Origin of the sequence: Sphingobacterium sp. LRF_L2 (assembly GCF_965644235.1) — a bacterium.
Lineage (GTDB): Bacteria > Bacteroidota > Bacteroidia > Sphingobacteriales > Sphingobacteriaceae > Sphingobacterium.
Window position 1 is genome coordinate 204,878 of the sequence record NZ_CBFFRI010000007.1, and the last position, 13,348, is coordinate 218,225.

The 13,348-nt window shown below is 41.3% G+C and carries 5 protein-coding genes; 1 reads left to right on the forward strand and 4 read right to left on the reverse strand.

Annotated elements, in window-relative coordinates; translation table 11 throughout:
* Positions 1-387 precede the first annotated feature (387 nt).
* Positions 388-1,125, forward strand: coding sequence for a hypothetical protein (locus ACSZOX_RS15540; protein ID WP_437920988.1), 738 nt, complete (start codon positions 388-390; stop codon positions 1,123-1,125).
* A gap of 77 nt (positions 1,126-1,202) precedes the next feature.
* Here the strand turns inward: ACSZOX_RS15540 and ACSZOX_RS15545 are convergent, their stop codons facing one another.
* From ACSZOX_RS15545 to ACSZOX_RS15560, 4 genes are all read right to left on the reverse strand, one after another.
* Positions 1,203-2,978, reverse strand: a complete 1,776-nt coding sequence (locus ACSZOX_RS15545; RefSeq protein WP_437920989.1) for an aminopeptidase P family protein — start codon at positions 2,976-2,978, stop codon at positions 1,203-1,205.
* Positions 2,979-3,089: 111 nt separating this feature from the next.
* The gene (gene sprA / locus ACSZOX_RS15550) at positions 3,090-10,115 is read right to left on the reverse strand and encodes a cell surface protein SprA (RefSeq protein WP_437920990.1); all 7,026 of its coding nucleotides are present in this window, start codon (positions 10,113-10,115) and stop codon (positions 3,090-3,092) included.
* A gap of 166 nt (positions 10,116-10,281) precedes the next feature.
* The gene (gene ruvA, locus ACSZOX_RS15555) at positions 10,282-10,866 is read right to left on the reverse strand and encodes a Holliday junction branch migration protein RuvA (protein ID WP_437920991.1); all 585 of its coding nucleotides are present in this window, start codon (positions 10,864-10,866) and stop codon (positions 10,282-10,284) included.
* 203 nt (positions 10,867-11,069) lie between these two features.
* The gene (locus ACSZOX_RS15560) at positions 11,070-13,343 is read right to left on the reverse strand and encodes an NADP-dependent malic enzyme (protein ID WP_437920992.1); all 2,274 of its coding nucleotides are present in this window, start codon (positions 13,341-13,343) and stop codon (positions 11,070-11,072) included.
* Positions 13,344-13,348: the final 5 nt, after the last annotated feature.

Sequence of the window (13,348 nt, forward strand, 5' to 3'; positions counted from 1 at the left end):
TAACAACTTCTGGCGGCGCTTTTCGTTTATATATCAGGATACAATAAGCTTAGCCCTAAAGCCTATACATCCGTCCCCCGTCCGTGTTAAGTCCGAGTCGAGTCCGAGTTTTCCTACCTACCACGTCAGACAAACCAGCATCACATCTCCCACACATATACTTGCACAACAGTATCAATACTAGTGCTATGTCCTAGACAACACCTTAAAATAGATACCCTGCCATCAAACGCACCATAAAGGCAAATGCAGATCTATTGCCATTTTCATAATCGTCTTGTACTGCATTTTTCAATTTTAAAAATGCAGCTCGGACAGTTATTTTAAAATTCGCAAAAATAAACAAAACGTTGTTTTTCAACAAAATACATACGTATATTTAATCTTATGGCAGTTATTGAAAACGGTTTCTTCCGTGGACAGATTGGAAATCTGGTCAACAGAAAAGTGGGCAATCAAAACATTGTCCAAACAAAATCAAGTCACAAAACACGACAAACACAATGGACAAAAGCAGCAGCTTCCGACTTTGGCAAAGCAAGCAAAGCCGGCGCCATGATACGTCAGGCCTTTATCCTTGCCCATCAAAAAATGCATGATGGACTGATGCACACGTGGCTCGTTAAGTACCTTCAACGTGTTTTACGAGCCAATGGTACGGCCGATATGGGTGACCTACGTATCAAAAATGGCAACATCAACCGATTAGTAGGCTTTCAATTTAACGAGCAGTCACACATCTACGATGCACTGTATTTTGATCCGCAGGTTTCCTTTGAAAAAGGGCTGGTTACAATAAACCTTCCCCGTTTTAATAAACATACAAATCTGTTTCGTCCAAAGAATTGTAGCCATATCAACCTTCGATTTGAGACAATAGGATTTAACTTCGGAAGGCAATATTTTGAAAGTTTAGGAACACATGAAATTGATATTGATATGTCGACCAATAACGAGGCGATCAACACATCCGAAACACTAACGTTCGACAGTAAAGGACAACAATACGACAGCATTATCACCGTATGTGCCGTACTTTACCTTAATAAAAACACAAACTACAGTATCCTTATAAACGATATAAACTTAAATCCAGTAGGTATAATTGCAGCCTTCAATCCTTAAAAGCTGCCAATCAGAACGTAAAAAGAACGTTCTTAAAAAGAAGGGCTGATCACTTTTAATGACAGCCCTTTCCTAATTTAAATTGCTTTCGTTTTTTGTTCCAGCCACGCGCATTCTTCGGTCATCAAATGAACGGATAACACTTCAAATACCCAAGCATTATAACGATTCAACCAATCCACATGTTTTTGATCCAGTAACGATTTCTCCACCAAATCCGTCGCTATATAACAAAGTGTAAGCGTCTCAAAATGCATAAATTCGCCAAATTGATTCGAGTCCAAGACCTTGCTTAACACGAGATTTTCAATTCGGATACCATAATTTCCTTCCCGATACAATCCCGGTTCGATAGAAGTAATCATCCCCGGTTCTACCGGAATATCGACATTAGACGGATTAAATGTATGCGGACCTTCGTGTACATTAAGGAAAAATCCAACCCCATGCCCAGTTCCATGTCCATAATTTCTTCTTGATTCCCACAACGGCCGACGCGTTATTGCATCAATCTGATACCCTCGCGTACCTTTAGGAAAAACAGCCAAAGACCCCTCAATAGTTGCTTTCAACACCAAGGTATAATCTTCTTTCTCAGCAGCCGTAATCTCACCAAGGGAAACCACACGCGTAATATCTGTTGTCCCATCTTTATACTGTCCACCCGAATCCACAAGCAACAAACCCCTCGGATAAAGTGTAGCATCGTTTGACAGTGTCGCTTTATAATGCGGAAGAGCACCGTGTTCCAAGTATCCGGCAATCGTATCAAAAGAAATATCCACAAAACCGTCCCCCTCGGCACGCAGGGCTTCCAATTTTTCTGCGATTGAAATTTCTGTTAAATTTTCATGTGAAACCTGCTCCTCCACCCACTTAAAGAACCGCGTCATTGCGACACCATCTTTTATCATCGCTTGGCGTGTATGCCCTATTTCCACCTCATTCTTAATTGCTTTTAAATGTGTAGAAGGATTAATATCCTCCACAATATCAACTGAAGCTGGAATAGCATCATACATCGCAAAACATGTTCTTTTCGGATCTATCCATATACGATCGGCTTTCACATCACGCACTGCTTGGAAAGCCTCTGCATAAGGTCTAATAAACACATCTGCTGCCGTCAGTTGAAGCTGTTCCTCCGCTCCAAGCTTATTTACATCAATAAAAAGAGTCGTGTGCTCCTCTGCTATCAACAAAAATCCCAAAACAACAGGATTACACTTCACATCATTCCCCCGTATATTGAGTACCCAAGCCAGATCGTCCAAGGAGGAAATCAGATGCGCATCCGCACGTTTAGCCTTCAGGCGTTCCTTAACCCGCGCAATCTTACCAACCGTAGACTCACCGACCAGTGATTCATCTAAAAGGTATGCCCCAGCGGTAGGTAATAAAGGCCTTTGCTCCCACACATGTTCTAAAATATCGACATGCCCATCTACCATAACACCTACAGGTTCCAACGCTCCTTTCACCGACTGTGCAACAGACAAGGAAGCCAAGTTACCATCAAAGGCCACCTTACTTCCTGCAGGAAGAACCTCCGCTAGCCAAAAAGCATATTCGGCAGCCCCCTGGTTTTTTAACTTAACAAGTTCAAAGCCTGTATCCTGCAATTGTTCCACCGCCTGCACAAAATAACGAGAGTCCGTCCATAGCCCCGCAAAATCTTGTGTGATAGCCAATGTACCTGCAGAGCCGGTAAAACCTGAGGCCCATGCAATACACTTATATCGCTCTGGTAAATATTCGCTGATATGAGGATCCGAAGAAGGAATGATATATGCATCAATCCCTTGTGTTTTCATCGCTTCCCGAATAGCTTTTAGTCGTTCAATCTGTGCCATACTATTTCATTTCTTGTACCTCGCAAGTTAGAAAATATGTCCTGAATTTGGTAATGAAAAGGTCCTTCATAAATGCATTACGAAGGACCTTCCAAAAGACAGTAACTTAACCTATCGGAAAAATATCCGAAAGTTAATACCAAAATTAGTGTAGGAGGTTGCAAAACTCTGTGAAGTATAAGGACGAACCACGTTGGAATTGTAAAAAAACTGAATGTTGTACTGCTGATTGATTACATAATCCAAAGTAGGGTTAAAACTTATACTTTTATTTCCAGCAGACACCTCTGCCGAGTTCAGATCCGAACGATAAACAATTGTCTTTCGGTCATTGACCGCTACATCAAGTTTAAAATTGATATCGCTATTCCACTTTCGATCACTAAATAAACCAAAAGGCAAACGAACGTTATTCTTTCGGTAGCCCACACCAAATACAAAAGAATTCTCGGTCAACATGGACATCTGACTATTCGCCAAACTAAAATTCAAATTTCGGATACGTCTGATCTCGCCGTTACCAGATAAACTATTTGCAAAACGTACATCCATCCCTATCAATGGAATAAACTGATCCAAAATTGACACCTGATCGTATTGAAATTCCGGCAGAAAATTAGTATTCACATCGCGTTCAGAAGGCATCCCATCGGTCTCCTTGTAGCGTAATACCGAATTATACCCACTAATAGAATACAGGGAATTGTACGCATGCGAGATGCCTATCGACGTAATAAAATCCGTTATCTGCAACAAATTAGCCAATTGATTATACGTAAGCCGCCAATTGGGCAATGGAAATTTAGGTAAATTATTTAGACGGCTTTTTTCGACATCCTTACCTAGGTAAGTCGCCAGAAACGAATTCACCACCACATCCTGTTGCGACTTTCCATAACCATCGGCAAACATATCCGCATCTAAGAAACTTGTAGCATTTGGATTTTTAGCCGATAATAAAAGGGAGGCCGTCAGTCTACTCTCCTCAAAACGTCTGAAAAGCTCCCCATGATTTTTAAATGCCGATTGAATGGCAATCTGGGTGATACTATAGTTACCCGTACGGTAGGGCGTAATACTCTCTAACAAACCTTCTGCTGTAAATTGCGTAGCTGCCGAATAATTATAATTGTCAATTCGGCTAAATGACAGATGAATACGCAAACCCTTAAAAGGCTCCAAATTAGCTGTCATAGAAAAGTTCTCCGCATAGGTCTTCGTATACAAGCTCGTTTGCAATGTATCTTGAGAGAGCCAATTATTGGCAATGGCCTTATTTAAAATACTAGACTGACTTCCTAAAATAAATCCCCATCCTGGCGAATTCGAATCAAAATCGTACCCCAATATATTGGTTTGTGGCAAATACCCCGGGAGAAACTGTCCTTCATTTTTCGTGTAAGCACCATTCACGTTACGAACAGAAGACAGCAACTGTGCAACAATAGCTTTTGACCCTTTCGCATCCCTTCTCGTATTCTCCCTAAAAAAGCGAATCTTATTGTACAGGCTACTTAAATTCAATGTCGGGTTGATCTGGATCGTTCGATTGTTCTGTATGCTATTTCCAATGTTGATATTATCATCTTGAAGCGTCAATAGCGGTTCACTCTGCCAGTTAAACTGTGTTCCATAACGCGTGACAATATTTACCCATTCCAAGTAAGGAATCTTATTGATAGGCAGCGTATAGGTAATGTTCATCATATGGTTATAATCCGTTGTACGGCCCATTTTCCAAAAATTAGACCACATCGTATCTTGTGCCAGCCCATTTATCCTACCAGCAGGTTCATCAATAATACTATAATTTGTCGCATTAAAATCTAACCGCAAAGATTTCGTCAAATCCCAACTTATCCCATAAATCCGGCTCATATTGAAATTCTTATTATAATACGTCGGTAACACATTATCCGATGTATTATCACGCATCGTATTTTCATTATAGACACGATTCACGTCAATCCTAAAATTGATCAGGGAAGGCATCAAATTAAAATTAATATCACGGAGTATTGCCAGATTTTTTGATTTCAACCCTTTGAATGGCTCGATGAACTTCACATTCGTATTACTAAAATTATAGTCCAACGCTGCGCGATAATTCTTTTGAATAGAATTCGCAATGTTGTAATCGTAATGCTGATAAGACGAATAAGCATAAGACACTGCAAAGTTCTCAATATCCCATGGACGCACAGTCTTGCTATTATTTGTACGGATTTTACGAACATTCATAAAGCTAAACGACTTACGTGTAGTCAAGTCCCGCACCAACCTTAAAAGCGAGTCTTGCTGATTGGCAGACAACGTCGCCAATGCTGTATTCAGCTCAATATCCGGATTATAAGGGTTATATTCAGGGGTCGCCACTTGACGGGAATAGTTGAAAAAGAAAGGAATCGCAATTCCATGTCGAGGATGAAAAAACTTACCTAACTCCGCATTCGTAGTTACATCGAAAAACAAATTATCCGAGCGCTGCCGCTCATTTAAAGTTTGCGAAATTGTTCCAAATCCAATTGTACTCTTTGTACCTGAAAACGAAATATTAGCAAAATCTGCAAGTTTAATATCCATACGTGCTGTTGCTGCCCATCCGCCACGATCATCAAAATCTGTTAAACGCAACTCGTTAAACCAAAACTCACCACTCAAATCCCGGCCATCATCACGCACTGTCGCCGTAGTTGACCCTTCCAACGGATTTCGAACCCCAATCATATAATACCGTATTTTACTGATATCGGGAGTTCCGATTACCGTTATCTTCGCATCACCATCAAAATACGCATAAGGTATATCTATTGGCCAAGGTGCCCCATTCAGAAAAGCAGCATCCCGCGCCACCTTAGCGGCTTTCAGCTTATCGATCTTAATCAGCATGCGGTTCTCTTCAGGCCAGATCAGATCTGCAGAGCTTGTACCATAAGACGTAATTTTTAAAGGAATATCATATTCATAAAAGTTGTCTTTATTATCCGTACCTACGCGAATAAACGCCCGAAAATCCCCGTCCTGGAGATTTGCACCTTCGCCATGCACAAACATTTCCAGATTACCGTAAGGTCTAAAATCATGGCTCGCCGTACGGTAGGCTGCACGTCCATAGCCATCGCGCAAGTTCTTCACATCCAAGCTCAACGCTTGTTCATTGAGCTGTACATTGTAATTATTGTTACTCCAGTCTACCTGTCTGTTTATCCCAGGAGGAACAACATAAGGAATAGGGCTCCGCGTGCCGTTTTCTTCTATATTGACATTCGCAATATTGAACTCGGAGTTATCAGAAGCAACAATTCCCATGCTAGGGTCCACAATAACTTTATTTGCCGAATTCTCACTGTTGTATTTCCGCCACTCGCCACGAATAAACTGGAGTTTCCCAAAGCGCACCACAGCTGTATCTGCATAATTGGTCATAAACATCCGTACATAACGGATCGTTTTAAAATTACCAACATCCCCATACTTACTTTCATATTCGTTCAAGGGTATCCGAATCTTATACCATTTTACCGATTCCGTATTTCCGTTTGCCAGTTTGACGTCAGAAATGACCTCATCAACAATAAAATTCTCGCCAACAACCATATCTTGCGGCCGGGTAGACAGACGGTATTGGTAATACTCGTCTATTTCATTCATGGTATTATCGCGGTTTAAATCTTCACCATCCGGCAATAAGGTGTTTGCAGAGGTTTCCACTCCGAAATCAATTTGAGATTGTTCATTGGTGCGGGAATTGCCTTCAATTCCATTATAATACTGGTAACGATCCATAATACCAGCAGATTGCTGTTCCAATGTACTAGCGCGGAAGTATTGGTAATCATCAGACGACGGGTCATTCCGCAACTTGTTGAAAGCCGAAGCAGAAAGTACCCCCTGAACCTGCGACAGGAATTGACCGAAAAAGGTAGCTTCCTCGGCATTACTCAAACCATCCAATCCCACATCCTGTTTTAAACGGTTCGCATTATCATTATCGAAAGCCTGCACAACAGGTTGATTTTTTACAACGTAACCCCAATTCGTTTGATCGATTTGTGAAAGATCCGCAGTTAAAGGAATCGCGTTTTCCAGCGATTTCCTTCCATCTTTTAAGACATCCTCCGATATATTACCTAAATTGAAATAAATATCCCCGCCTTCCTTATTCGGATTCGTCAACGTCGGATCCATCATCCACATCTCCAAAAACTCTATATTTTCGGCTTCAAAATCCGTCTGATCAAGCTTTCTGAAAATCCCACCCCATTTCGTTTTCGGTGCCGTAAAATGTCCATCGCTGTTCAATCCTGTTGTCGCATAATTGTAAGGCCCGCGCAACATGGGATAAAAAGCAAGATTGAGGGTATTAATAAATATAGCACCTCCCGTACGGCTCTCCTTATAAGGAAAAATTTCCTTCTCCAAAACCTCCCGCACCCGATGGTTCGAAAGTTCTGTATTGGTAATATTAGTAGGAGTCAGTGAACTACGATTATAAAACACAGGATCGATATTATAGTAAGCCAATAAAGATCGGTTAAACCCATAACGCAACTCATTTGTCAAATCAGATTCGGCAAACATACGCGGCGTTCCCGCAATTTGCCATGCATTACGACCTAAGATATCAATATAGGAAACGCTATTTTCAAAATCATCAATATACGATGTTCCAGCTGTACTGTTCGCTGTATTCAAGCCTCGTGGATGCCCCGGAAGAAGTTGAGCAAATTCCCCATAAAAGGAAATACGGGATTCTTCTTTTGTGCTTAAAAAAGGAAGCTTATCCACCATGCGCGTCAACCAACGGGAAGGACTATTATAGCTGATATCTGCACCAATCATCGTATTCGACATAGGTTCTTGTCCAATGTTCACTTTTTCAGTTAAAGGCTTCTCCGTTAGGTTCATGATCGTTGCCCCCACATGCAACTTCTCGTTTACAGTATAATCAAACCGCCCGCCTAGCAGCGTCTTCTGCTGTAACCCAAACATCGCATCGTCCTCCATACTCACGGTGATTGGCACTCCACTCATCACCATGGCCTCATTCAATATACGAAGCGTTCCAAGTTCATAATTGATATAAAAATCTGTTCCCTCTTCCAGCTGCATTCCTCCCGCCATTACCCGTACAGACCCCGCTTGTATATTGAACGCCTCCAATTGAAACTCTGTACCAGAGGTTGAGCTATACCGCCCGCGCATCTTATATCGATTTTTATTCGGGTAATTCTGTTGCGCATCTACCTGCGTTTCCGAATACAGTTCATGAAAAGCATATTTCTCGGCAAGTGCAGATTCATTGGTTTCAAACTGCGCTGTCAAATCGTCACCAAAAGGCTCCACAAGCGGAAAAATAATTTTGCCGCGTGCAGCATCGATTGTAATGCCTTCAATATAATCAAAAAGACCATCGGGGTTTGCCGCCTGCACTTGGTCGAGCCGATCCAATCCCAATACCTGAAGCCATGTTTTCCCTTGCGTATTCTGCCCCTCAAACATCGAAACCCGATCTGTTCCTGTTTCGTCCTCCGTACGATAGATCTGTAATTGAAAATTGCTATTTGAAATATTATAAGAATTTAGGGAATACACATTCTTCATCATCAAATCCCAAAGCGGCAAGTCCGTCTTTAAGGTAGATGCCTTGAGCAATTTGGTATAAAGTACCGTTGGATCCGAGGGAGCAACGGGGATATCCGTGCTAAACTCCCCCACTTGATATTCCACGCCATTCAATATATAACGGTAGGCAACCGATAAGACCTGATCTTGATTCAGAGCCGTTAACAAAGAAATATAGCCCAATTTTGGATGTAGGAAATAATCCTTTCCTTGAACCAACTTCCGCGCATAAGTCAGCTTCTCATAATTGTTGTTGGCCCCGGTTCCAGCAAAAAAACTCTGTACAAAATTACTATTAGATGATCGTGCATTCTCGCCAAGCAACGTCAATAAATTATTCGACAATCGCGGATTAACTTCCCCTGGAATACCTGTAGAAGGATTACGAGACGAACCTCTCGAAACTAAATTATTATACGGCGTATATTCACCGAGATCCAACAACGCCAAAATATCCCGGGCATCATCATAACTATTGGAACGATTGTTTACCCAAACTTCAATCTGCGTGATATTCACGTTCGAGGAAACCAATGGTGCCAGGGCAAGTGCCTGATTATAGGTATCTCGAAAATATTGACTTAAAAAATAGTGTTGATTGGCTTCGTATTCATCCAAATTCAATTCAATTTCAGTATCACGAGAGCCATTCGTAATCGTAAATTCTTTCTGTCTTGACCGTTGCTGCGAAACTAACCCTGTAAACATCAACTTACCAAATTGCAACTGCGCTTTCACCCCAAATAAGGATTCAGATCCCTGTATTAAGGTGCTATTTAAGGCCATGTTTACATTACCCACCTCCAGCCTTCGTAAAATAGCATCATCCTTGGCAACATAGTCAAATCGTATCTGATTCTCGAAATCAAACTGTGCGCGGGAATTGAAATTAGCATTAAGTTTAACCCGTTCACCGATTTTACCACTTAAATTCAAGTTAATATTTTGGTCAAAGTCAAATCCCCATTGCTCTCGTTGAATCTCATTAAACATCGGGTTCTCGTTAGTATTACGTTGCCCCTGCAAGATGATCTCAGCACTTCCGCGCGGCGTAATTTCAATGGTATTCCCGCCAAATATCTTTTGAAAAGTAGGGCTCGTCACCTCTATAATAGGAATAAGACGACGCGCACGCTCCTCCATCAACGACTTTTCGGCAAGCTCCTCCCAGTAATTTTTCTCTAAACGCTTAAATTCATAATCTTTATACTCCTCAATCGACAGGTATAGCGGGGGTCTATACATTTTTCCACCGAGTTTCTCGCGAATAATATACTGTCGTGAATCCGTATCATAGACAATCTCCCTGAATACATTATTGGGTTGGCCAAGGCTAATAGGACGATAAGACTGCTGTATATTCAAAAAGGGATAATCCCTAAATTTATAAGGTAAGCGGAGTGAATCTGCTTTCGCTTGCTGTGCACTAGTTACATCCTGAGCCCGCAATACAAAAGAAAAAAATAACAAATAGGTCAAGCACAAAAAGGCTATATTGATTAGTTTTTTCAACGGTTATTAGCAAATAAGTTAATTAATCAGCGACTACTTGTTCATAAGCACTAGGAATCACTGGTTGAATGCAAATATCTACCAATTTTCGTAAAAAAACAATTGAAATATATTTTCCTTAAGAATTAAAATATTAAATATTAAACAAACACCGAAACAAATCCTTTTAAAGCTTCTTCAAGGCGGCTTTAATAAGCGCTTCCACACTTTGATTAGGGTCGACCGCCACCAGACTATTCAGTACCTTCTCCGCTTGTGGCTTACCAAAGCCCAACATAACTAGTGCTGTCAATGCTTCCTCCGGAACAGAAAGTTTGGCCAACGGTAGTGGAATAAGCGCATCTGCACCTTCTTTCTTCAATTTATCTTGCAGCTCCAGAATAACGCGTTGTGCAGACTTGGGACCAATCCCTTTTATTTTCTGAATAACTTGCACCTGACCGTTCACAATAGCCGATTGGATTTCCTCAGGAGTAATAGAGGAAAGCATCATACGCCCCGTATTTGGCCCTATACCCGACACCGAAATCAAATGATTAAACAACTGTCTTTCAGCCTCCGTAGCAAAGCCATATAGCGTATGTGCATCTTCTCGCACCTGAAACGAAACGAATAATTTACAATTTTCCTGTTCCTTAATCTGTGAAAATGTCGTTAGGGAAATATGGATATGGTACCCTATTCCTCCAACATCAAGAATAACATGCATCGGCGCTTTAAAGACAAGTTTTCCATTAAAATAATCGTACATAATGTAAAGTCAAAATTAAAAAGGTAAAATTAATAAAGAAAAGAGCAGCGCATCAATTATAATTAAAAAATCGAAAGTTAAAAAAACAAACGACAGAAGAAACACCAAAACAAAAACTTAATTAAAAAACAACACCGTTACAGGATACGACATAACGGTGCTGTTTTTTGTTGATATTTTTAGATGATCTCGTCGAAAGAAGTTTAATTTTTCTTTTCGTGTTCTTGCACGTCTACAACGGCAATAGTAACCATATTAACGATTTCACGAACCGAACTATCCAACTGCAATACATGCACAGGCTTATTCATTCCCAATAAAATCGGGCCTACTGCCTCCGCATTTCCGACTTCCTGTAACAACTTATAGGCGATATTTCCTGATTCCAGATTCGGAAACACCAAAGTATTCGCCGGCTCTCCATTTAATACACTAAATGGAAAATTCGCTTGTAGCATACTGCTATTCAGTGCAAAGTTCGCTTGAATATCTCCGTCCACAACCACATCAGGAGCCTTCTCTCTTAAAATTTTTGCCGTTTCACGAACTTTTGTAGCCACACGTCCGTCGTTTGACCCAAAATTAGAGTACGATAACAACGCAATACGTGGTTTAATATTAAATCTTTTGATTGCATTTTCAAGCAATAAGGTAATATCTGCTAATTCTTCTGCTGTGGGATCTTCGTTAACGGTTGTATCGCCAAAGAAAATCGGTCCCTTTGAAGTCAACATCATATACATGCCCGCAACGCGACTGTCCGGTTTTGCACCGATAACCTGTAAAGCCGGCTTTATTGTCGAACCGTAGTTACGGGTCAAACCAGAGATCAAGGTATCAGCTTCTCCAAATTGAACCATGGATGCCGCAAAGTAATTACGATTTGCCATGAGTTTTCTTGCGTCACTTTCAGAGATACCTCGACGCTGCCTTCTTTGATAAAGGTGCTGGCTAAATTTCTCAAATCTAGGTGAATCAACCTCTTCTTTCGGATCGATAATTTCTACGTCCCGCAACTCAAAATCATACTCCTTAATAAGTCCTTCGATGACTTGCCTGTTCCCCAAAAGAATAGGAAAAGCAATCTTTTCTTCTTTAACAATCTGTGCCGCGCGCAAGGTCTTATAATTATCTGCCTCAGCAAACACAACACGTTTAGGATTGGCTTTAGCTTTTGTCGTTAGATTACGCATGATCCCATCGTCCTTTCCTAAACGCTTCCTCAATTCATCCTTATACTTATCCCAATCGGTAATCTGTTGTCTAGCAACCCCCGAAGCAATGGCTGCTTTCGCTACGGCGACGGAAACTTCCGTAATAAGACGCGGGTCTGTTGGTTTCGGAATAATATAATCCGTACCAAATTTCAAGTTACTCGTGTCATAGGCCTGATTTACCTCTTCCGGAACAGGTTGCTTTGCCAAGGCTGCCAAGGCTTTTACCGCAGCAATCTTCATTTCTTCATTTATGCCCGTTGCACGCACATCGAGCGCACCGCGGAAAATATAAGGAAATCCTAAAACATTATTTACTTGGTTCGGAAAATCGGAACGTCCAGTTCCCATAATCACATCATCTCTCGTCTCCAATGCTAAATCATAAGAGATCTCCGGATTAGGATTGGCCATGGCCAACACAATAGGACGCGCATTCATAGACAACAACATCGCTGGCGAAAGTACATCTGCCGCAGATAAGCCTATAAATACATCGGAATCCTTCACTGCCTCTTCCAACGTATAAATATCACGTGTTGTCGCGTATTCTGCTTTCGTTTTATCCAGGTTCTCCCGGTCAGTACGTATAACTCCCTTACTGTCTAACATGACAATGTTCTCCTTTTTCGCACCAACAGCAATGTACATCGCAGTACAAGAGATTGCTGCCGCTCCCGCCCCATTTACTACAATCTTTAAATCGGCAATATTTTTTCCGATTAGCTCACAAGCATTAATTAATGCCGCGCCGGAAATAATCGCAGTACCATGTTGGTCATCGTGCATGACCGGAATATTCATTTCTTCCTTTAAACGGCGTTCAATCTCAAAACATTCCGGAGCCTTGATATCTTCCAGGTTAACGCCACCAAAAGTAGGCTCCAATGCTTTTACAATCTTTACAAACTCATCAACATTCTTTGTATCCAACTCGATATCGAACACATCAATATCAGCAAATATTTTGAACAACAGTCCCTTTCCCTCCATCACAGGTTTCCCCGCTTGCGCTCCTATATCTCCTAATCCCAATACCGCCGTACCGTTACTGATAACAGCGACAAGATTACCCTTAGATGTATACTTATAAGCATCTTCAGGATTTTCTGCAATTGCTAAACAGGGTTCCGCCACCCCGGGTGAATACGCCAATGAAAGGTCTCTTTGCGAATGGTGCGGCTTGGTAGGCACGACAGCAATCTTTCCAGGTCTTCCCATTGCATGGTAGTCCAAAGCGTCTTTTTTTCTGTTGCTACTCATTTTCT

Coding starts and splice junctions, on each gene's coding strand:
- ACSZOX_RS15540 (WP_437920988.1), top strand. CDS start 388: ATGGCAGTTATTGAAAACGGTTTCTTCCGTGGACAGATTGGAAATCTG.
- ACSZOX_RS15545 (WP_437920989.1), bottom strand. CDS start 2,978: ATGGCACAGATTGAACGACTAAAAGCTATTCGGGAAGCGATGAAAACA.
- ruvA (WP_437920991.1), bottom strand. CDS start 10,866: ATGTACGATTATTTTAATGGAAAACTTGTCTTTAAAGCGCCGATGCAT.
- ACSZOX_RS15560 (WP_437920992.1), bottom strand. CDS start 13,343: ATGAGTAGCAACAGAAAAAAAGACGCTTTGGACTACCATGCAATGGGA.